Below are 21,649 nucleotides of genomic sequence, written 5' to 3'. Positions count from 1 at the left end.
GGAACGAGCGAAGAGCGGACCGGGCATCCGGGAAAGACACGCCCGCGGTTGACCTGTTGCTTTGGGCAAGCTTCGGGATATGCTCCAGAAATGGCACCGCGAAGTTTTCTTCAATGGCCGGTCGTCCGTCAGCTAAGTACGGGTGACCTGTTGGGCCGTGGCCCGGCGGTGACGTCGGCCAAGACCAAGGCGATAGCCCCCCGGACTGCCACTGCGGACCGGGTTGTGCAGAGCGTGTGCCCCTACTGCGCCGTCGGGTGTGGACAGCGCGTCTACGTTAAGGACGAGAAGGTAGTCCAGATCGAGGGCGACCCGGATTCACCCATCTCCCGCGGCCGGCTCTGCCCTAAAGGCTCTGCCAGCGAACAGCTCGTCAATTCGCCGGGCCGGCAGACCAAAGTTCTTTACCGCGCGCCGCGTTCCACTGAGTGGCAACACCTGGACCTGGCTACTGCCGTCGAGATGGTGGCCGATCGGTTTATCGAGACCCGCCGCAGGACGTGGCAGCAGCAGGATGAGCAGGGCCGGCTGCTGCGCCGCACCATGGGTATCGCCTCGCTGGGCGGGGCAACCCTGGACAACGAAGAAAACTACCTGATCAAGAAGCTTTTCACCGCTGCGGGAGCTGTGCAGACGGAGAACCAGGCCCGCATATGACACTCCGCCACGGTTCCCAGTTTGGGAGCCTCGTTTGGACGCGGTGGTGCAACGCAATCACTGCAGGACATGGCCAACGCCGACTGCATCGTCATCCAGGGTTCCAACATGGCCGAGTGCCATCCGGTGGGATACCAGTGGGTGGCGGAGGCTAAAGCCCGCGGGGCGAAGGTCATCCATGTCGATCCGCGGTTCACGCGTACATCGGCAGTGGCGGATAAGCACATTCCTATCCGGGCTGGCTCGGACGTAGTGCTCCTTGGCGCGCTCATCAACTACGTGATCAGCAACGACCTCTGGTTTAAGGAGTATGTCAGCGCATACACCAATGCAGCCACGCTGGTCCACGAGGACTTCCGCGACGCCGAGGACCTGGGCGGGCTGTTCTCCGGCTTCGACCCTGAAAAGGGCGCCTACGACACGTCGTCCTGGGCATATGCGGAAAAAGGGGAGGGCACCATTGACGAGCCCGGACCCGGTTCGGAGCACGGCGCCGAGGCCACGGCGCGTGCAGCCGGCCACGCCTACGGAAGCGGCGGTCCGCCGTTGGAGCATGCAGAAGTCCAGCGCGATGACACCCTCCAGGATCCGCGGACCGTTTTCCAGATCGTGAAGCGGCATTACGCCCGTTACACGGCGGAGACGGTGCAGGACATGTGCGGCATCAGCGTCGCGGACTTCGAATATCTGGCGAGGACCATCACGGAAAACTCCGGGCGGGACCGGACCACGTGTTTCGCGTACGCCGTCGGTTGGACCCAGCACTCCCTGGGAGCGCAGTTCATCAGGGCAGCCGCCATCCTGCAGCTTCTGCTGGGAAATGTTGGACGCCCGGGCGGCGGCATCATGGCACTGCGCGGCCACGCCAGTATCCAGGGCTCCACGGACATCCCTACCCTGTTCAACCTCCTGCCCGGGTACCTGCCGATGCCCAGTGCCGGGCGCCATGACACCCTGCAGGAGTATTTGTCCGTTATCGGGTCCAAACAGCAGAAGGGTTTTTGGGCCGACGCCGATGCCTACACCATCAGCCTCCTCAAGGCATGGTGGGGTGACGCCGCAAACGAGGACAACGACTGGGCGTACGACTATCTTCCGAGATTGACCGGGGCCCACGGTACCTATGAGACCGTGATGGGCATGCTTGAGGATGAGGTGGAGGGCTACTTTATCCTCGGTCAGAATCCGGCGGTGGGTTCCGCCCACGGCCGGATGCAGCGCCTGGCCATGTCGCATTTGAAGTGGCTGGTGGTGCGTGACCTGAACCTCATCGAGTCGGCGACCTGGTGGAAGGACAGCCCGGAGATCGAGTCCGGGGAGCTGCGCACCGAGGACATCGAAACCGAGGTCTTCTTCCTCCCCGCGGCAACCCACGTGGAGAAAGCAGGGTCATTCACCCAGACCCAGCGGCTGCTCCAGTGGCGGCACCAGGCCGTGGCTCCTCCGGGGGAGTGCCAGAGCGAACTGCAGTTCTTCTTCGAACTGGGCAACCGGATCCGGGAGAAGCTGGCCGGTTCCCAGGACGAACGCGACCGTCCGTTGCTCGACCTGACCTGGGACTATCCCACGGACGAGCACGGCGATCCGGATGCTGAGGCAGTGCTTGCGGAGATCAACGGCCGCCACTTGGATGGTCCCGACGCGGGCAAACCCCTCTCCGCTTACACGGAGCTGCGCGCCGACGGTTCTACGGCGGCGGGCTGCTGGATCTACACCGGCGTGTACGCTGACGGCTTCAACCATGCCGCAAACCGCAAGCCAGGCCAGGACCAGGGGCCGGCCGCGCCGGAATGGGGCTGGGCCTGGCCGGCAAACCGCCGGATCCTCTACAACCGCGCGTCGGCTGATCCAGCCGGAAAGCCGTGGAGCGAGCGGAAGAAATACATTTGGTGGGACCAGGAGCAGGGTAAGTGGGTCGGAGACGACGTGCCGGACTTCCCGGTCGACCGGGCACCGGGCAGCAAACCTGATCCCTCTGTCGGTGGTCCGGCCGCGCTCAGCGGCGATGACCCATTCATCATGCAGGCCGACGGCAAGGGCTGGTTGTTCGCGCCGAAGGGCCTCATGGACGGGCCCCTTCCCACGCATTACGAAGCCCAGGAATCCCCGGTGGCGAACGCGCTGTACCCGCAACAGCAGAACCCGGCCCGGCTGAGGTTCCCCCGTGGCGACAACCTGAGTGCGCCAAGCGCGGGGACCAGTGGCGCCGACGTCTACCCCTACGTGTTCACTACCTACCGCCTCACGGAGCACCATACTGCGGGCGGAATGAGCCGCTGGCTGCCGTATCTGTCGGAACTGCAGCCCGAGATGTTCTGCGAGGTCTCGCCGGAACTGGCTGCTGAGCGGGGCCTTGAGCCTTACGGGTGGGCGACGATTATTTCGCCGCGCTCCGCCATCGAGGCGAAGGTGCTTGTTACCGACCGGATGGCGCCGCTCAAGGTTGGTGGCCATACCGTGCACCAGATCGGGCTTCCCTACCACTGGGGCGTCGGCAACAGCGCAGTCGTCAGTGGCGATGCGGCCAACGACCTGCTTGGTGTGACCCTCGATCCCAACGTCCAGATCCAGGAATCCAAGGTGGCGTCCTGCGACATCCGGCCAGGGCGCCGGCCGCGGGGCAAGGAACTGATGGCCTTGGTTGCCGAGTACCAGGACCGTGCCGGCGTGACCATCGAAACCGGTAACCGCGCCGTCACCGATCCGGCGGCGGAAGGTTTCGAAACCGGCCCCGGCGGGGACGGCCCCACCGATGGTGGGCCGGGCTGATGAGTGTCATCGCTGCTGCATTAACCCACGCACACATTGCCCCGCCCGGGCTGCCGCTGACTGCCGGCGGCGCTCCGGGTACCGACCCGACGTTGGAGGACTAGATGGGCCAGCTGTCCGGACCGACCGACCCCACCGCCGATGCCCACTGGGAACACACCCATCCGCGGAAGGGGTTCTTCACCGACACATCGATCTGCATCGGCTGCAAGGCCTGTGAAGTTGCCTGCAAGGAGTGGAACCACAACCCCCAGGACGGAAACCTGGAACTGCTCGGGTCCTCGTATGACAACACCGGAGAGCTGGGCGCCAGCACGTGGCGGCATGTCGCGTTCATCGAGCAGGGCCAGGAACGCATTGTCGAAGCGCGGGAATCAGGCCGTGCCCTCGTGAGCCTGGGCATGCCGCGCATCGGTCCTCCGGCTCCGGCGTCACCTGCTGCAGTGGACCTTGAAGGAGCAGATACCACCCCGCCGGATACGGCAGATTTCCGGTGGCTGATGTCCTCCGATGTCTGCAAGCACTGCACGCACGCCGGCTGCCTTGACGTCTGCCCCACCGGGGCGCTGTTCCGCACCGAGTTCGGCACCGTGGTGGTGCAGGATGACGTCTGCAACGGCTGTGGAACCTGCGTGGCCGGGTGCCCCTTCGGCGTGATCGAGCGCCGCAGCAACGGCACGGTCAAGGTGGCCACCAGCAGGGAGGAGCATGCCAAGCATCCCGCCGTTCCCAATGTGGGCATCGCCCAGAAGTGCACGCTGTGTTATGACCGGCTGCTCGACGACCAGACGCCCGCCTGCGCCAAGGCATGCCCCACGACGTCCATCAAGTTCGGCGACCACGACGACATGGTGGAGACCGCCAGGGAACGGGTAGCCATCCTGCACTCGCAAGGCATGACCGAGGCGAGGCTTTACGGCGCGAATGAACACGACGGTGTTGGCGGAACCGGATCGGTCTTCCTGCTGCTGGACGAACCCGAAGTCTATGGGCTTCCGCCGGACCCGCGGGTGCCAACGGCCGACCTGCCGAAGATGTACCGGCGGGCCGGCATGGCGGTAGCGGGCATGGCCGCGGCAGCTGCACTGGCGTTCCTGGGAGGACGGGCGTGACCCTTTCGGAGTTCGACAGCTTCCGGCCGTCAGAGCCTGCCCGCCGGCGCCGGCAGGGCGGCCAGCGAGGCCCAGGCCGCCGCCGTGACAACGGTGACGGCTCCCGGGAAATGCCCATGGTGCCGGAGCCGGAGTTCACTTCCTACTACGGCCGTCCGGTGGTCAAGCCGGCCCCCTGGGGCGATGACGTTGCCATCTACCTCTTTTTGGGTGGGGTGGCAGCCGGTTCGGCCCTCCTCGGCCTCGGCGGGCAGCTGACCGGGCGGCCGATACTCCGCCGGAATGCCCGGCTGGGCGCCTTGACGGCAGTAAGCGCCGGTGCTGTTGCCCTGGTGAAGGACCTGGGCCGGCCGGAGCGTTTCCTGCACATGCTGCGGACCTTCAAGGTCACCTCGCCGATGAGTGTGGGGTCCTGGATACTGAGTGCGTTCAGCGCCGGCACGGGTGTGGCGGCGGTGGCGGAGATCGACCGGATGACGGGAAGCAGGCTTCCGCTGGGTCCTTTGCGGAAGGTGCTGCAGGCTGTTGAGGGACCGGCCGGCGTTGAGGCCGCGTTATTCGCCGGCCCGCTGGCGGCGTACACGGCGGTCCTGCTTGGCGATACTGCAACACCGACGTGGAACGCTGCCCACGAGGAACTGCCTTTCGTTTTCGTGAGCTCGGCCTGCCTCGCGTCTGCCGGGCTGGCCATGGTCACCACACCGGTCCATGAGACGGGTCCCGCCCGGAAACTCGCCGTGCTTGGTGTGCTGGGTGACGTGGCTGCCATGAAGGTGATGGAACGCCGGATGGACCCGGTAGCCGCGGAGCCCCTGCATCAGGGCAAGCCAGGCGCCATGCTGAAATGGAGCGAGCGGTTGGCGGTGGCCGGCGGCCTGGGGGCACTGCTGGGCGGCCGTAACCGCGTGGTGGCGGCGGCGTCGGGAGTGGCTTTGCTGGCTGCTTCGGCACTGACCCGCTTCGGTGTCTTTGAGGCGGGCCTCGAATCCGCAAGAGATCCGCGGTACACCATCGAGCCGCAAAAGAACCGGCTCGCGGCCCGCCGCGCCGCCGGCGTCACCGGCGACGCGATCACCACCGGCAGCTGAGCGGGCTGCCGGGGTCAGCGGATGTCGATGCCCTGCCCTGCAGTGGTGTGGCCGATCACGGGGTATCCGGGCAGCTCGCCGACCACCAGCAGGCCGCCGGAGGTTTGGGCATCAGCCAGGAGCAGCAGGTCGTCTTCGGTGACGCCGGCACCGGGGCGCACGTGCGGCCGCACCCAGTCGAGGTTGCGCCGGGTCCCGCCGGAGACGAAGCCGTCCCGCAGCGCCGCCCGGGCTCCATCGATCAGCGGTACCGCTTTCAGGTCGATCACGGCTCCCACTTCCGAGGCACGGACCATCTTGAAAAGGTGGCCAAGCAGGCCGAAGCCGGTGACATCCGTCGCTGCACGGACGCCGGCGGCAACCGCCGCCTCGGATGCGTCGCGGTTGAGGCCCGCCATCGTCTCCACCGCTTCAGCGAACACCTCCCCGGTCTGCTTGTGCCGGTTGTTGAGAAGTCCGACGCCGAGTGGCTTGGTAAGCGTGATCGGCAGCCCCGGCAGGGCGGCGTCGTTCCGCAGCAAGCGCCCCGGGTGGGCGACGCCGGTGACGGCCATGCCGTATTTCGGCTCAGGATCGTCGATGGAGTGCCCGCCCAGCACCGGGCACCCAGCCTCGGCGGCCACGCTCAGCCCGCCGCGGAGGACCTCGGTCATCAGTTCCATCGGCAGTACACCGCGGGGCCAGCCGACGAGGTTGATGGCCGTGACCGGCCGGCCGCCCATCGCGTAGATGTCCGAGAGGGCATTGGCGGCCGCAATCCGGCCCCAGTCAAATGCATCATTGACGACGGGCGTGAAAAAGTCAGCGGTGGTGAGGACTGCAAGATCATCGCGGACCAAGACCGCCGCGGCGTCGTCGCCGCTGTCGAGTCCAACCAGCACTTCCGCGCCCGGCTGCCCGATCAGGCCGCGGACCGCATCTTCGAGCTCGCCGGGCGGAATCTTGCAGGCGCAGCCCCCGCCATGCGCATAGTCGGTGAGCCGGAAAGCGCCGGCGGCACCATCATCGAGTTGCTGGACTGACGTCTGTGCCTCATTCACCCGCCTAGCGTACCCCTCAAGGCAACCCTGCTATATTGAGGCGCGGTGGCGTCCGGGTCCTGGTGGGCCCCCCGGTCTTCAAAACCGGTGAGGCTGAGCATCTCGGCCTGGCGGGTTCGATTCCCGTCCGCCACCGCCAACCACCGGCGTGAATGCCGCGAAAAGAGGAGGGCTGTGGACCAGGTCGATCCCCGGCGCCTGATTCCCCGCACGAATGACCTGCTGGCGCTCCCGGCCGTCAGGGATGCCCGGACACGGCTGAACGAGCGCGTCATCCGTGAGCTCGTCAGGAACGTCCAGGACCAGGCCCGGCGCGGTGAGCTCCCGCCCGGCCAGGTTGAACCGGCCCTGCTGGCCGCCGTTGCGTCACATTCTGCAACAAGCCTGCGCCCGGTGCTCAACGCAACCGGTGTGATCGTCCATACCAATCTGGGACGGGCGCCCCTTTCCGAGGCCGCGGTAGAGGCCCTTGTCGCCGCCAGCGGCTACGTTGACGTGGAGCTGGACCTGGCGGATGGCAGCCGCTCCCGCCGGGGCGCCGGCGCGCGGGCGGCACTGCTCGCCGCCTGTCCCGCCGCTGAAGACGCCCTTGTGGTCAACAACGGAGCTGCGGCGCTGGTATTGGCCACAACAGCCCTCGCTGCCGGCAGGGAGGTGGTGGTGAGCCGCGGCGAACTTGTCGAAATCGGTGCGGGCTTCAGGCTGACCGACCTGATGGAGTCAACGGGGGCGAAACTGCACGAAGTGGGCACCACCAACCGCACCCACCTGCATGACTATGCGGGAGCCCTCGGGCCGGACACGGGCTGCGTGCTGAAAGTCCACCCCAGCAACTTCCGCGTCGATGGATTCACGTCCGCCGTTCCGCTGCACGAACTCAGCCCGCTGACGGCGGAACGGGGGGTGCCACTCGTGGCCGACCTGGGCAGCGGATTGCTGGCCCACGACCCCCACCTGCCGGATGAACCCGATGTTGCCTCGGCCCTGGTGGGCGGGGCCGACGTCGTCATCGCCAGCGGTGACAAGCTCCTGGGCGGCCCCCAGGCGGGTTTGCTGCTCGGCCGCAAGGAGATCATCACCCGCCTGGCCCGCCACCCGCTCGCCCGTGCCGTCCGTGCGGACAAGCTCGCCCTCGCCGCCCTGGAAGCGACCATCGCTGGTGGACCGCCGCCCGTTGTCCAATCGCTGCACGCCGACGCCGCGCAGTTGCGGCGCCGTACGGACAGGCTCGCCCGGGCCCTCGGGGTACCCGTCGTGCCCCATGACGGCCGGGTGGGCGGCGGGGGAGCCCCCGGTTTTCCCTTGCCGGGATGGGCACTCCGGCTCCCCGAAGGGCTCGCAGTTTACTTGCGGACCGGCGATCCCGCCGTGCTGCCCCGCGTCCATGACGGTTCCTGCCTGATCGACCTGCGCTGCGTGGCGGCAGGGGATGATGACCGGATTCTCGAGGCCGTGCGCCATGCGTTGGCAACCCTGCAGGTCGCGAATGCAGGCAGGGCGGGCTGAACCGTGCACGTCGTTGCCACCGCCGGACACGTCGATTCCGGTAAAAGCACCCTGGTCCGCGCCCTCACCGGCATGGAACCGGACCGCTGGGAGGAGGAACGGCGCCGCGGGCTGACCATTGACCTGGGCTACGCCTGGACCACCCTGCCGTCCGGCCAGGACGTTGCCTTCGTGGATGTGCCCGGCCACGAACGTTTCCTTGGCAATATGCTGGCCGGGATCGGTCCCGCTCCTGTGGTCTGCTTCGTCGTCGCCGCCGACGAGGGCTGGCAGGCACAATCAGGCGATCACCGGGACGCCGTGGCCGCCCTTGGAATCGAGCACGGCGTCGTGGTGCTCAGCAGGGCGGACCGGGCGTCCGGGCAGCGGGTGGCGGAGGTATTGGCACGGGCCCGCGTGGAGCTGGCCGGGACCGGCCTGCGCGATGCCCCCGCAGTTGCCGTCTCCGCCGTCGACGGCACCGGCCTGGCTGACCTGCGTACAGCGCTCGACGACGTCCTGGCCCAGGTGCCTGCCCCCACCACGGGCGGGAGGGCGCGGTTGTGGGTGGACCGCTCGTTCACGATCACCGGTTCCGGCACTGTGGTCACCGGAACACTGGCAGCCGGCACGCTTGCCCAGGGTGACCGGCTGGAGCTGCTTGGCCACGTCGGTTCCCGGCCCGTCGCCGTCCGCGGCCTGCAAAGCCGCGACACCTCATACACTTCGGTGGAGCCGGTGAGCCGGGTGGCGCTGAACCTGCGGGATATAGCCGCCACGGACATCCGGCGCGGGGATGCGCTGGTGACCCCCGACGCGTGGCCCACCACCGCCGTCGTCGGCATCCAGCGCACCACCGGAGTACCCTACACCGAGGTGCCGGAGCAGCTCATGGTGCATGTTGGCACGGCATCCGTGCCGGCCCGGCTGCGTCCGTTCGGTGCCGACCACGCCCGACTCGTCCTCGACAGGCATCTGCCGCTGGTCCTCGGGGACCGGCTGGTGCTCAGAGATCCGGGGAGCCGCTCCGTGCTGGGCGGCGCGCGCATCCTTGACGCGGACCCGCCGGCACTGCGCCGGCGCGGCGATGGTGCCCACTGGGCGGAGCGGCTTGCCGGCATGGACGCCGAGGGAGACGTGCTGGCAGAAGTTGCAGCCCGCGGAGCGGTGCAGGCAGGACATCTTCGCCGGCTTGGGCTGCTGCCCGGGCATGATGCGGAGGCGCCCCCGGGCGTCCGGGTTTTCGGTGACTGGTGGGTACATGCCCCTGTTCTTGAGGCATGGCAGCATCGCCTGCGTGCTGCGGTCCAGTCGCTGCAGGAGCGGGACCCCCTGGCCCCAGGCCTGTCGATGGGGGCAGCCCGGGACCTTCTCGCGCTGCCCGACGAAAGATTGCTTTCCCACGTCATCCTTGGGGCAGCCCTGGAACAGGACGGCGGCCACATCCGGCTGCCCGGCAGCCAGGGCAACCTTGGTCACATCGAACCGGCCATCGCGGAGTTGGAACGCCGGCTCCGCACCCGCCCGTTCCAGGCACCGGAAGCCGAAGATTTGGCAGCACTGGGGCTGGGCGCCCGGGAACTTGCTGCCGGGGAACGGGCCGGACGCATACTCCGGCTGCGCGACGGGGTGGTCCTGCTGCCTACAGCTCCTGCCCTTGCAATGCGCACCCTCGCCCGCCTGGACCAGCCGTTCACCACCAGCCAGGCGCGCCAGGCCCTTGACACAACACGCCGGATCGCGGTTCCACTCCTGGAGCACCTCGATTCACGTGGGTGGACCCAGCGCCTGGACGCCGGCCACCGAAACGTGGTGCGGTGACGGTCACCGCACCCGTGCAGAGTGCGGTGATCCCCCTGAAACCCGCGGCCTTTGCCTAAGGTGGAGGATTATGCGTGCAATTGTTATGGATCGGATTGCCGGTCCACTATCTGTCCAAGAGGTGGCTGCACCGGAGGTACCGGCAGGAGGTGTGGTGGTCGCAGTCGTGGCCACCGGGTTGTGCCGGAGCGACCGGCACGCCTGGGCCGGCCACGATGACATCGCGCTGCCGCACGTTCCCGGCCACGAGTTCGCGGGAAGAATCGCCGCCGTAGGCCCCGGAGTCACCAAGTGGTCAGTCGTTGACAGGGTCACGGCGCCCTTCGTCGAAGGCTGCGGGGCATGCCAGTGGTGCCGGGCCGGCAACGCGCAGGTCTGTCCGGACCAGCAACAACCAGGGTTCACGCACTGGGGTTCCTTCGCCGGGCAAGTCGTGATCCACGCTGCGGACACAAACCTGGTGGCCATCCCCAAAGGTGTCAGCTTCGAAGCCGCGGCGAGCCTGGGGTGCCGATTTGCGACGGCCTACCGTGCACTCACGGGTCGGGCACGCCTGGCGAAGGAGGAGTGGGTCACGGTCGTGGGAGTGGGCGGCGTGGGTCTCAGCGCCGTCATGATCGCGAAGGCACTCGGCGGAAAGGTGGTCGCCGTCGACCGCAACCGGGAGGCCCTCGCGGCAGCGGCTTCGCTGGGCGCCGACCACGTCCTGGTGGCAGACGGCGCAGACATCCCGGCACAGGTGCATTCCCTCACCGGAGGCAGCCACGTCTCCATTGACGCGGTGGGCAGTGAGCAGACGTGCGCGAATGCGCTGCTCAGCCTTCGCCGCCGCGGCCGGCACGTCCAGATCGGACTCCTCCCACCTGTTGACGGGCACCCCCGCGTGCCCATGGCCCGCGTCATCGCCTGGGAACTCGACGTCTTCGGCAGCCATGGGATGGCCGCGGCAGACTACCCCGGAATGCTCGCCCTGATCGGGTCCGGGGCACTGGAACCACAGAAGCTCATTGAACGGGTTATCGGACTGGACGAAGCCGCGGACATGCTGCCCCGCTTCGACACCGCAAACGTCGCGGGCATGACGATGATCGACCCCACGCGGTGACGCTTCCCGGGTGGGCTTGGACTGGTCTGGTTAGCCAGTGCTCCGGGTAAGGCGCTTCTTGGTCTTTAGCCTGTTCGTGGTGTGCGCCAGTGCAGCCTTCTCATTCGGGGTGATGCGTCAACCGGGTCCTGAAGTGCGAGCTGCCATGGCTCCGCCGCCGCGTGCGGGATTCAAGCTTGAGCAGGGGACCGGTGGCATGGCCACCGCGGTGAACGTCACCAGGAGCCCGGACGGGCAGTGGCTGGCGCAGGCAACCGCCCGGACAGGTATACCTGCCCGGGCCCTGCGGGCCTACGTTGCCGCGGCCGCCGCGGCGAACGAATCCATGCCCCGGTGCGGGGTCGGCTGGAACACCCTGGCCGCCGTCGGCTTTGTCGAATCCGGACACGGGTCCTACGGTGGCGGCACGCTCAATACCGCAGGGCAGGCGAGCGGCCCAATAGTCGGCCCCAGCCTCAACGGCCATGGATTCGCTGCCATCGCGGACACCGACGGCGGGACGCTGGACGGCGACGCCCTGTGGGACCACGCCGTCGGCCCCATGCAGTTCATTCCTTCCACGTGGCACCTTGTTGGACGGGACGGGAACGGGGACGGGACAGCAGACCCCTTCAACATCGATGATGCCGCCCTCAGCGCCGCCACGTACCTGTGCGGCCAGGGCCGTGACCTGACAACCTCCCACGGGTGGACTGACGCCATCTACTCCTACAACCAGTCCGAGGCGTATATCAGCCAAGTGCGGGACCAGGCCGTTGCCTACGCCGGGAAAGCGTAAGCAAACGAAGGAGTCAGGGGGCCGGCTCCCAGATGACGGGAAGTGCCTTCAGCCCGTAGACGATAGTGCTTTCCATGCGCTCCAGGCGGGCATTCGGAGCGACGGAAAGTCCGGGCAGCCTGGACAGCAGTGCCTCCAGCACGATCCTGGCTTCAAGCCGGGCGAGGGGTGCGCCGAGGCAGAAATGGATGCCGTGCCCGAATGCCAGGTGCCGGTTCGAATTGCGGTCGACGTCGAACTCGGCCGCGCGTTCAAACTGCCGCTCGTCGCGATTGGCCGAGCCAATCCAGGCCACGATCGGCGCCCCGGCCGGAATGTGTTCGCCGCCCACGTCGGTGTCCGCTACGGTCACCCGGTACATCGACTGGACAGGGGAGCGAAAGCGCAGAACCTCTTCCAACGTCTGGGGCAACAAGGCCGGGTCCTTCAAGAGACGCTCAAGGGTGCCGGGCGATTCGGCCAGGCATAAAACGGCGTTGCCGATCAGGTTGGTGGTGGTCTCGTTGCCGGCGACCAGCAGCAACGCGCAGAAACCCAGCAATTCAGGCACCGTGAGTTTTTGGCCTTCGATCTCGGCAGACAGCAGGCTGCTGATCAGGTCGCTGCCCGGCTGGTTCCGGCGCTGCCCGATCAGGGCCAGGAAGTACTCGACCATCTCTGTGGTGGTGGTGTCCTGCATCCCGCTGGATGCCGCCGTCCGTGACTGGCTGACAATGACATCCGACCAGTGTTTAAAGCGCTCGCGGTCCTCTACGGGGATGCCCATGAGCTCGGAGATCACTATGACCGGCAACGGGTAGGCCAACTCCCTGATCAGGTCTGCGCTGCCGCGGGCGGCGATGCCTTGCAGCAGTTCGTCGGTGAGTGCGGCGATCCGGGGAGCAAGCGCGTCCACGGCCTTTGGCGTGAAAGCCTGCGTCACCAGCGAACGCAGCTGCCGGTGCCTTGGGGGATCGGTGGTGATGAGGCTCGATGCAAACAGTTGGCCGGAACCGGAGGGATTGTCACCCCCCCATCCGCGACGAGAACGTGGCGTGCTCGGACAGGACCCGCTGGACATCGTCGTACCGGAACACGTGCCAGCTCCCCGACTGGTCGTCCTGGAAGACAGGGGCGGTTGCGCGCATCCGCTCGTAGTAGGGGAAGGGGTCAAGCGAATATTCGGGGGACTGGGTGAGGTCCATCGTCGCCTCTCTGCCTGCCTGGCGCCCAAGGGGGACGATAGGCGCCAAGTCCTTGACTGACCATAGAACCCCGATCCTAGCCAAAGCCTGTCCCTGGGTCACTAGTCCCGCCGTCGTAAATCCCGGTGCTTGCGGGCGGATCAGGTGCGCCGGGCACCTGCTGCGTCACTGGACCGCTTCCCGCCGTAAGCCACCACGGCGCCGGCCAGGAAGAGAAGGACGGAGAGGTACACGGGGCCCAGATGCCAGGGCGTGGCCAGGCCCCACGGGTAGTGTGCGGCGACGGCCAGGCCGGTGGTGGCGATGAAACCGCTCAGCGCGATGTGCACATGGCTGATGTAGTGGTAGAGCTGGGGCGCCCGTTCTGATGCGGGTGTGCCGGCCCCTGGGAGTGCGGATGGCGCGCATAGCCAATAGGAATCCCGGGCCGGCAGGTGCCTGTCAAGGGCATCACGCCGGGTTTTGTGGTAGCCCTTCCGGACCCTCTATGGTTGATGCTCGATGAAAGCCCCTGAGAAGACTTCCGACCAGCCGCGCGCCGTTCATACGCGAGGACCCGTGTTTGTAGATACCTCAGGCAGGCGCCTTAGGCGGGTCCAATTGATCGGCCTGGGGGTTCTCGGGCTTGTTGCAGGCTACGTCCTCCTGGTGCTGGCCGCATTCATTGGCGGGTCCGGAGTCTCCGCACCTTTCCTGCCCGTACCTGCCGCGGCAGGGGCCCACGATCTTCCGACAGCCCCGCCGGTTTCACCGGAGCCCGACCCTCACCCCGCGGACGGACTGTCCGGACCCGCCGTGCCCGCAGTAATCGGGTCGCCGGCGGCTGTTGCAGTGGCCGTCCCAGCCGCACCGCCGGTGGACAGTGCCGCTGCGGCGCCTCCTGCGCCGGCCGGTCCTGTTGCCGCTCCCGTTGCCACTGCCGTGCCCGCGGAACCCGGCATGAGCGGGACTGCACCCGGTTCGAGCGGGACGGCCCAGGGTGGCAAGGACACGGCCCCGGGCCAGACAACGCGGCCCTCGGCCCCCGCGCACCAGTAGCATGGGCCGCCGGAACGCCAGACCCGCCAAACGCAACGTCCCCGCCAACGTCCGGGCGCACTGGCTTGTCCTCCTGGCCACCCTGATGGCGCTGGGCCTCGCTTTGGCGGTCCAGGGGTACATGCACCACTTGGGCGGAGTCGGCAAGGACTCCGTGCCCGCGGATCCGTCTGCGGGCAGCGTCCCCAGCGCCGTGTCCCACGGCGGCCCGGTAGTGGATTCCCGCGGCGGGACGGTACAGGCCGTCAGCCCGCCGGACCGGACGGTCGCCCTGACGTTCGACGACGGCCCCGACCCAGAGTGGACGCCCCGCATCCTCGACGTCCTGCGGGAACACCATGTCCACGCGACCTTCTTCGTCGTGGGGTCTGCGGCGGTGGACCATCCGGACCTGCTGCGCCGCATCGTGGCGGAGGGCCATGAAGTGGGGGTCCACACACTGACCCACACGGACCTCGGCTCGGCCCCCGAGTGGCGCCGCGAGCTTGAGGTGCAGGGCGGCCAGGACGCTATCGTCGGGGTCACCGGCCAGGCTGCCTCCCTGCTGCGTCCGCCCTACACCGCCGGGAACGAGGCGCTTACCGACGGCATGTGGTCCGCGCTGCACGGAATTGCCGATGAGGGGTACCTCACCGTGCTGAGCAGCATGGACAGCAAGGACTGGCAGGCGCCAGGGGTTGAAGCGATCGAGCGCAACCTCATGCCGTCCGGGCCGCAGGGACAGGTGGTCCTGATGCACGACGGCGGCGGTGACAGGGGGCAAACGGTCGCCGCGCTGGACCCTGCACTTTCGCGGTTCTCCGACCAGGGCTACCGCGTCACCACGGTCGGTGAGGCCGTGGGCGTCGACAGCATGCGCCCCGCCTCCGGCATCGAGCAGATCCGCGGCGCTGCATTCGTCTGGGGCATCCGCCTCAGCGACTTCGTTGTCACGGCCATCTCGTGGGGCCTTGTTGCCGCCGGCGTCGTGACCTTCGTCCGCGCCATCCTGGTGATGTTCTTTGCCGCGCGCCACAGCCGCGCCGCGCGGCGCCTTCCCGGGGCCGGGCGGGCCCGGCGGAGGGCGGACGTGATGGTGGGGCCAGTGGTGACCGAACCTGTAACCGTGATCGTCCCCGCCTACAACGAGTCCGCCGGCATTGAAGCTGCGGTCCGCTCCATCGTGGCCTCCTCGCACCCGGTCGAAGTCATCGTGGTCGACGACGGTTCCACCGACGGGACGGCGGACATCGTGGAGGCCCTCGGCCTGCCCGGCGTTACGGTCATCCGGAAGGAAAACGGCGGCAAGCCGTCCGCGCTGAACGCCGGGATACAGGCTGCCAGCCACGATCTCGTGGTGATGGTCGACGGCGACACCGTTTTCGAGCCCGACACAGTCCGCGCCCTGGTCCAGCCCTTCGCCGATCCCGGCGTGGGTGCCATTTCGGGGAATACGAAGGTGGCCAACCGGGGCGGCATCCTGGGCGCCTGGCAGCACATCGAATACGTGGTGGGCTTCAACCTGGACCGCCGGCTGTTCGACGTCGCCGAATGCATGCCCACCGTCCCCGGCGCCATTGGCGCCTTCCGCCTTGGCGCCCTTCTCCATGTGGGGGGTGTCAGCGACGACACCCTCGCCGAGGACACCGACCTGACCATGGCGCTCTGCCGGGACGGCTGGCGCGTCGTCTACCAGGAGGACGCCCGGGCCTGGACGGAAGCTCCGGCAACCCTCGGCGCACTGTGGCGCCAGCGGTACCGATGGTGCTACGGCACCCTGCAGGCGATGTGGAAGCACCGGGGCGCGGTAGTCCAGCGCGGTGCGGCCGGCAAGCTCGGCCGGCGGGGACTCGGCTACCTGCTCGTCCTGCAGGTGCTGCTTCCCCTCTTCGCGCCCGTCGTCGACGTCTTTGCCCTCTACGGCCTGATCTTCCTCGACCCGCTGCGGATCGCGGCGCTCTGGCTGGTCTTCCTGGCGGTGCAATTGCTCATGGCCGCCTACGCGTTCCGGCTCGACAGGGAACGGCTCGGACCGCTCTGGACCCTTCCCCTTCAGCAGTTCGTCTACCGGCAGCTCATGTACCTGGTGGTCATCCAGGCCGTTGTTACCGCGGTGGCCGGCGTCCACCTGAGGTGGCACCGGATGGAAAGGTATGGCAGCCTGCGCGTCCCGCAGGCCCACAACCAGGCCTAGGGTAAGTTCGGACGCATGGAATGTGTCGTGATCTACAGGGTGCGTGAAGGCGTGGACCGGTCGATGGTCATGGAGGTTTATCCACGCCACAAGGCCTACTACGAGGCATTCCAGGCTGCCGGTGGAGGGCTGCTCGCGCTGGGCCCTTTCCTGCCTCCCGATCCGGATATCAGTTCCCTGGGCATTTTCACCTCACGCGGGGAAGCCGAGCGGTTCATCGCCGGCGATCCGTTCATCACCGAAGGACTTGCGGACCCGCGGCTCCTGGACTGGAATCCCGTCCGCTTCGCCTAGGCAGCGGCACGGCAACAAAGCAAAGGGGCTTGGATGGGTGGCACACTGACGGCTGGCGGCCTGGAGCGCCTTTACACGGGCTCCATCTGGGCCGAGGGCCCGGTCTGGGTACCTTCATCGCAGACCGTGCGGTGGAGCGACATCCCCAACAACCGCATCCTCCAGTTTGACCCCGCCACCGGGACGACACAGGAATACGCCACGGGGGTGGAGTACACCAATGGCCGGACGCTCGACGCCGACGGCAGCGTCGTGCAGTGCAGCCACGGCCGGCGCCGGGTGGAGCGTGACCGTGACGGCAGCGTGACGGCACTGGTTGACTCATTCCAGGGCCGCCGGCTGAACTCGCCCAACGACGTCGTCATCGCCACGGACGGCAGCGTTTGGTTCACGGACCCGCCCTACGGCATTCTTCCGGGCACCCGGGAGGGGCACGAAGGAAACCAGGAGTACGGCGGCTGCTACGTCTTCCGGTTCGAACCCGGGCCGGAGACGCTGACCGCCATGATCACCGACCTCGTGCATCCCAACGGGCTGGCCTTTTCGCCGGACGAGTCCGTCCTCTACGTCGCCGACACTGCCGGCCCGGGTTACGGCGTGCCGCTGCGGATCGTCGCCTACGACGTGCGCGACGGACAGTGCAGCACGGCAGGAACCGGCGTCGAACTGGAGGACGGGTGCGCTGCCGACGGCTTGCGCGTTGACGTCGAGGGCAGGATTTGGACCTCCGCCGGCCCGGCGGTCCGCATCTACTCGCCCGCCTTCGAACTCCTGGACAGCATCGAAGTGCCGGAGACGGTCTCCAACCTGTGCTTCGGCGGTCCCGATGGCCAGGACCTTTACATCACCGCCACCACCAGCCTGTACCGCATCCGCACCGCCACCGGGGACTCCGCGTCCCGGAACCCTGCCCCCAACCACGACTGATCGCGAGGACCCCATGCAGCACCGAACCCTTGGCCACAGCGGCACCATCGTCACCAGCTACGCACTGGGCACCATGACGTTTGGTGCGGAAGCCACGGAGGAGGCTTCCCACGCGATGCTGGACGCCTACTTTGCTGCCGGCGGCAACTTCGTCGACACCGCAGATGTCTACAGTTCCGGCGTCTCGGAAGAGATCATCGGCCGCTGGCTGGCCAAACGCCCCGGGCTGAGGGACGAGGCCGTCATCGCCACCAAGGGCCGGTTTCCCATGGGAACGGCGCCGAACGACGTCGGGACCTCCCGGCGGCGTTTGACCCGCGCACTGGACGATTCCCTCCGGCGCCTCGGAGTGGAACAGATCGACCTGTACCAGCTGCACGCATGGGACCCGGTCACGCCCCTGGAAGAGACCCTGCGCTTCCTGGACGACGCCGTGGGCCGCGGCAAGATCGCATACTACGGCTTCTCCAACTTCCTGGGCTGGCAGCTGACCAAGGCCGTCCACACTGCACGCGCCCACGGCTGGAGCCCGCCGGTCAGCCTGCAGCCCCAGTACAGCCTGCTGGTGCGGGATATCGAATTCGAGATTGTCCCGGCGGCACTGGACGCGGGAATCGGGCTGCTGCCGTGGTCCCCGCTGGGCGGCGGCTGGCTGTCCGGCAAGTACAAGCGCGACCAGCATCCCGCCGGTGCCACGCGCCTCGGTGAAAATCCCGAACGCGGCATGGAGGCGTGGAAGGCACGCAATGAGAACCCCAACACCTGGCGGGTCATCGAAGCGGTTGAGGACATTGCCGCCGCCCATGGCGTCAGCCAGTCACAGGTAGCGCTGGCGTGGCTGGCGGACAGGCCGGCCGTCACCTCTGTGATCCTGGGGGCCAGGACCGCCGAGCAGCTGGCGGACAACCTCGCTGCGGCCGACCTGCAGCTCAGCACCGACGAAATCCGCAGGCTGAGCCAGACCAGCCGGCCCCACACCGGTGTCTATCCCTACGGCCCGATGGCGCAGGAGCAGCGCAGCCGGAAAATGGAGGGCGGGCGGTAGCAGCGCGCTGTTAGTCCCCGTGCCGCAGCACGTCCGGGAGGGCGTCCACGTAGACGGTTTGGGGCGGTTCGAAGTAGATCACCAGCACCTCCTCACCCACCGCGAAGCTGCTGGCCTTGCCGAACGGGTGGGCGTGGAAGGCCATGATGCCGCCAAGGTAGGGCAGCATGACCTCCCCGATGGTGCCCGGACCGACGCGCCCGGTCACCCGCCCGATTCTGCCTGTCAGGCTGCGGTCCACCTCCCTGTGCATCCGGAGTTCCTACGCCTCCGGAGCCGCAGGCGGCCGTTTGGTTCCCCGTCCGTTCCGTAGAGCGGACGCCACCGCGGGAAGATAATGGCCCGCCTGGGCCAGGATGCCGCCCAGCATCTTATTGACGCCGTCGCCGCCGTTCAGGACGGTCATCTGGCCCACGTGCGCGAACGGCTCTGCTGCGGCGGCAACGATGGCCGGCATGTTTTCGGCCAGCTGCTGCGAAATGACCGCGTCCTGGTTCGTGCCCAACGCTTCCGCCCGTGCCTTGATGCCGTCCGCCTCGGCGAGCGCCTTGGCCTTGATCGCGGACGCCGCGGCATCACCCTTGGCCCTGGTGGCTGCGGCTTCGGCCTCGCCGGTGACCTTGGTGGCTCCGGCGGTGGCGGCCGCGGCCGTGGCATTCGCCTGCGCCTGCAGTTCCGTGCGGCGCGCGTTGGCCTGCGCCTCAAGCTCAGTCCGGCGCGCGAGTGCTTCGGCGGCGCTGATGTCGGCAGCTTTCTGGCCTTCGGCTTCGGTGCGCTTGGCGTAGGCCTTGGCGTCCGCCGGTTTCCGGATAGTGGTCTGCAGCTTCTGCTCTTCCCGGTCCGCCTCAAGCTTGGCGACTTCCGTTTCCTGGACCACCACCTGCTGCCGGGCCGTCGCCTCGGCCAGCGGTCCGGCCTGGGCGGCGTTGGCGCGGGCGCGCTCGGCGTTCGCCTGCGCCACGGACTGCCTGATGGCTGAAACGCTCTGCGCGTCCGCGATCAGGGCCGCGGCCTCCGCCTCTTTCTCCGCCGCCTCACGGTTGCGGGTAGCCTCGGCGATCCGGGCCTCCATCTTCACCTGCGCAATGTGCGGCTTTGCGATGTTTTCGATGTACCCCGTGGGGTCCTGCAGGTCCTTGATCTGCAGGGAATCCACCACGAGCCCGAGCTTTTCCATTTCGACGCCGCTGGCACTGCGGACCTGCGAGCCGAGCTTGTCCCGCTCGCGGATGATTTCCTCCACTGTCATGCTGCCGATGATGGAGCGCAGGTGGCCTTCAAAGACGTTGTACACCTGGCTTTCCATCCTGGGCTGCTGGCCGAGGAAGCGCCGGGCGGCATTGGCGATGAACGGCGGGGCGTCGCCGATCTTGTAGATGACCACACCCTCCACGACCACTTGGATGCCCTGTGAGGTGACACAGGAGACTTTGAGTTCGGTTTCATTCAGGGTCAGTGACAACGCCCGCACTGTCTGGAGGCCGGGAAGGACAAGGGCGCCCTTGCCCGTGACGATCTTGAAATCCATGCCTGCGCGCGTTTCGAGGGTTCCACGGGTCAAGCCGGAAATGATGAGCGCCTCGTTGGGTTCTGCCACCTTCCACATCAGCCTCGTTGCCATCCAGATGAAGCCGATGGCGACGACGACTCCCACAATGATGGCAAGCAGCGGGAAGAATGCTGACACGTCAGGCATGGCCGGGTCCTTTCGGAGGTGTCTTGTGCTTCTGTCTTACGCGCGGCCCCCCTCGGCGGCAAGGGCACTGAGTCCTGTCTGTTGGCTTCCGGCAAGCGTGACCGCCATGGGGGTGCCGGTGGCAGTGCGGAGGCGCCGGGCCGGCGCTAAAATACGGCTGTGGGACGACGGCGGCGCTGCCACGAAGCCTGGCCGGGCCCGGCGCCGCAGCACACGGCCGGGTTCCTTGCCACCCCATCATTGACCGGCGGCCCTCATGGGTTCGAAGAACCGTATCTGGCAGCGGGCGGCCCTCGCCGCCGCCCTGACCGTCTCCGGTTGCACTTACACGGACGACACCGTTCCGCAGCCTGCGGAACCCGCTGCCCTGCAACCCCTGGTGCAGCAGGTCCAGCTCTTTATGGACCAAGGTGCCGTCTCCGCCGTCGTCCAGGTCCGCTGGCCCGGCGGCGAATGGTCCCGGGCATACGGGGTGCGGGACCTTGACTCCCTGGCGCCGGCCCAGCCCGCGGACCGGGTGCAGATTGCCAGCGTCACCACGTCGATGACCGCCGTTGCGGTGTTGAAGCTTGTCGATGACCACCTGATCGGCCTCGACGACCCGGTCAACGGCGTTATCCCCGGATTCAACACCGCCTTGCAGCCGCCCGGTCCGATTACGGTGCGGCAACTGCTGAGCCACACCTCCGGCCTGCCGGAGGTCAACGATGCCCTGCCCCGCGACGTCGACTTCCGTGGCGAACTCTCCCGGACGCTCACGATGGAGCAAGGGCTCCGGGCCGCGGGAACCCTGCCCTGGCCGGCCTTCAACGTCGGACTGTTCCACTACTCGAACACGAACTACCTCGCCCTCGGCCTGCTCGTGGAGGCCTTGCGCCACAAGCCCTTCACGCAGGCCATGAATGATGAGGTGTTCGCTCCGCTGGGGCTGAAGAGCACCAGCCTGGACCGCCTGGACCTACAGGCGCCCGACCTGCTGCACGGCTACGTCATGCTGCGCGGGGAGCGCATAGACACTACCGATAACACCTTCGCGGCAGGGTCCCCGGCGTCAGGGGCGGTTTCCACGGTGGCGGACATGAACCTCTTCATGGCCGGCCTCCTGCAGGGCCGTGCCGTTTCGGCGTCGTCCCTGCAGGAGATGAAAACAAGCCCCGGCTTCGGGCCGTACGGGCTGGGGCTGTGGCGTTTCGCCGATTCGTGCTCGGCGGCCAGCCGCCAGGAGGGACTGGGGTCCTTCTGGGACTTCCAGTCAGTGGTGGTGAGCAGCGATGACGGGCGCTACCAAGCGGCGATGACAGTGACGACGCCGCCCATGCCGGGCGAAATCGAGGACCCGTCGACGGCGGACAGGCGCGACCTCCTCAACGGCCAGATTGAGTCAACACTCAACGAGGCCCTGGACAGGCTCTGCGAACCCGCCCAGTAAGGAAAAGC

Annotated in this window: 18 protein-coding genes and 1 tRNA gene; 13 read left to right on the top strand and 6 right to left on the bottom strand. The window is 67.6% G+C overall.

The annotated features are described in order from the left end of the window. Positions 1–90 precede the first annotated feature (90 nt). The 3 genes from fdh (at position 91) to nrfD (ending at position 5,626) form a co-directional block, all read left to right on the top strand. On the top strand, positions 91–3,426 hold the full coding sequence (gene fdh, locus AC3IMC_RS12095; RefSeq protein WP_490918799.1) for a formate dehydrogenase: 3,336 nt from the start codon (positions 91–93) through the stop codon (positions 3,424–3,426). A gap of 104 nt (positions 3,427–3,530) precedes the next feature. After that, positions 3,531–4,538, top strand: coding sequence for a 4Fe-4S dicluster domain-containing protein (locus AC3IMC_RS12090; protein WP_490918798.1), 1,008 nt, complete (start codon positions 3,531–3,533; stop codon positions 4,536–4,538). Continuing rightward, on the top strand, positions 4,535–5,626 hold the full coding sequence (gene nrfD, locus AC3IMC_RS12085; RefSeq protein ID WP_490918797.1) for an NrfD/PsrC family molybdoenzyme membrane anchor subunit: 1,092 nt from the start codon (positions 4,535–4,537) through the stop codon (positions 5,624–5,626). Before AC3IMC_RS12090 ends, nrfD begins: the two co-directional genes overlap by 4 nt. A gap of 14 nt (positions 5,627–5,640) precedes the next feature. Here the strand turns inward: nrfD and selD are convergent, their stop codons facing one another. After that, positions 5,641–6,666: a selenide, water dikinase SelD gene (gene selD / locus AC3IMC_RS12080; RefSeq protein WP_490918796.1), complete on the bottom strand. Its 1,026-nt coding sequence runs from the start codon at positions 6,664–6,666 to the stop codon at positions 5,641–5,643. A 44-nt stretch (positions 6,667–6,710) separates the two neighbouring features. Between selD and AC3IMC_RS12075 the strand changes: the two genes are divergently transcribed. The 5 genes from AC3IMC_RS12075 to AC3IMC_RS12055 all read left to right on the top strand — a co-directional run bounded on the left by AC3IMC_RS12075 (position 6,711) and on the right by AC3IMC_RS12055 (position 11,855). Further along, a tRNA-Sec gene (locus AC3IMC_RS12075) sits at positions 6,711–6,805 on the top strand. A 35-nt stretch (positions 6,806–6,840) separates the two neighbouring features. Continuing rightward, entirely contained in the window at positions 6,841–8,172 is a 1,332-nt protein-coding gene (gene selA / locus AC3IMC_RS12070; RefSeq protein ID WP_490918795.1) for an L-seryl-tRNA(Sec) selenium transferase, read from the top strand. Between the two features lie 3 nt (positions 8,173–8,175). Then, positions 8,176–9,972, top strand: coding sequence for a selenocysteine-specific translation elongation factor (gene selB, locus AC3IMC_RS12065; protein ID WP_490918794.1), 1,797 nt, complete (start codon positions 8,176–8,178; stop codon positions 9,970–9,972). A gap of 70 nt (positions 9,973–10,042) precedes the next feature. Beyond that, positions 10,043–11,077 carry a zinc-binding dehydrogenase gene (locus AC3IMC_RS12060; protein WP_490918793.1) on the top strand — a complete coding sequence of 345 codons (1,035 nt, stop codon included), beginning with the start codon at positions 10,043–10,045 and terminating at the stop codon, positions 11,075–11,077. A 196-nt stretch (positions 11,078–11,273) separates the two neighbouring features. After that, positions 11,274–11,855 (top strand): lytic transglycosylase domain-containing protein, encoded by a 582-nt coding sequence (locus AC3IMC_RS12055; protein WP_490918792.1) that lies wholly within the window; start codon positions 11,274–11,276, stop codon positions 11,853–11,855. Positions 11,856–11,868: 13 nt separating this feature from the next. On the opposite strand, the gene AC3IMC_RS12050 is transcribed toward AC3IMC_RS12055, so the two are convergent. The 3 genes from AC3IMC_RS12050 to AC3IMC_RS12040 form a co-directional block, all read right to left on the bottom strand. After that, entirely contained in the window at positions 11,869–12,777 is a 909-nt protein-coding gene (locus AC3IMC_RS12050; protein ID WP_490918791.1) for a cytochrome P450, read from the bottom strand. A gap of 82 nt (positions 12,778–12,859) precedes the next feature. Further along, positions 12,860–13,039: a hypothetical protein gene (locus AC3IMC_RS12045; protein ID WP_490918790.1), complete on the bottom strand. Its 180-nt coding sequence runs from the start codon at positions 13,037–13,039 to the stop codon at positions 12,860–12,862. Positions 13,040–13,179: 140 nt separating this feature from the next. After that, positions 13,180–13,368, bottom strand: coding sequence for a hypothetical protein (locus AC3IMC_RS12040; protein ID WP_490918789.1), 189 nt, complete (start codon positions 13,366–13,368; stop codon positions 13,180–13,182). Positions 13,369–14,078: 710 nt separating this feature from the next. Here AC3IMC_RS12040 and AC3IMC_RS12035 point away from each other — a divergent pair. The 4 genes from AC3IMC_RS12035 to AC3IMC_RS12020 are packed head-to-tail and all read left to right on the top strand — an operon-like array spanning position 14,079 to position 18,516. Then, positions 14,079–16,250, top strand: coding sequence for a bifunctional polysaccharide deacetylase/glycosyltransferase family 2 protein (locus AC3IMC_RS12035; protein WP_490918788.1), 2,172 nt, complete (start codon positions 14,079–14,081; stop codon positions 16,248–16,250). Between the two features lie 15 nt (positions 16,251–16,265). After that, positions 16,266–16,544 carry a YciI family protein gene (locus AC3IMC_RS12030; protein ID WP_490918787.1) on the top strand — a complete coding sequence of 93 codons (279 nt, stop codon included), beginning with the start codon at positions 16,266–16,268 and terminating at the stop codon, positions 16,542–16,544. 33 nt (positions 16,545–16,577) lie between these two features. Beyond that, positions 16,578–17,471, top strand: coding sequence for an SMP-30/gluconolactonase/LRE family protein (locus AC3IMC_RS12025; protein ID WP_490918786.1), 894 nt, complete (start codon positions 16,578–16,580; stop codon positions 17,469–17,471). A 13-nt stretch (positions 17,472–17,484) separates the two neighbouring features. Next, complete coding sequence (locus AC3IMC_RS12020; RefSeq protein WP_490918785.1) at positions 17,485–18,516, top strand: aldo/keto reductase; 1,032 nt, start codon at positions 17,485–17,487, stop codon at positions 18,514–18,516. 10 nt (positions 18,517–18,526) lie between these two features. Here the strand turns inward: AC3IMC_RS12020 and AC3IMC_RS12015 are convergent, their stop codons facing one another. Beyond that, positions 18,527–18,724, bottom strand: coding sequence for an NfeD C-terminal domain-containing protein (locus tag AC3IMC_RS12015; RefSeq protein WP_490918784.1), 198 nt, complete (start codon positions 18,722–18,724; stop codon positions 18,527–18,529). Positions 18,725–18,778: 54 nt separating this feature from the next. After that, positions 18,779–20,212, bottom strand: coding sequence for a flotillin family protein (locus AC3IMC_RS12010; RefSeq protein ID WP_490918783.1), 1,434 nt, complete (start codon positions 20,210–20,212; stop codon positions 18,779–18,781). A gap of 256 nt (positions 20,213–20,468) precedes the next feature. Here AC3IMC_RS12010 and AC3IMC_RS12005 point away from each other — a divergent pair, with 256 nt between their 5' ends. Continuing rightward, positions 20,469–21,641, top strand: coding sequence for a serine hydrolase domain-containing protein (locus AC3IMC_RS12005; protein ID WP_490918782.1), 1,173 nt, complete (start codon positions 20,469–20,471; stop codon positions 21,639–21,641). Positions 21,642–21,649 lie beyond the last annotated feature (8 nt).

The organism is Arthrobacter sp. E70, assembly GCF_058266945.1.
The sequence above is the reverse complement of the archived record's forward strand: the minus strand, read 5'-3'. Positions and strand labels throughout refer to the sequence as shown.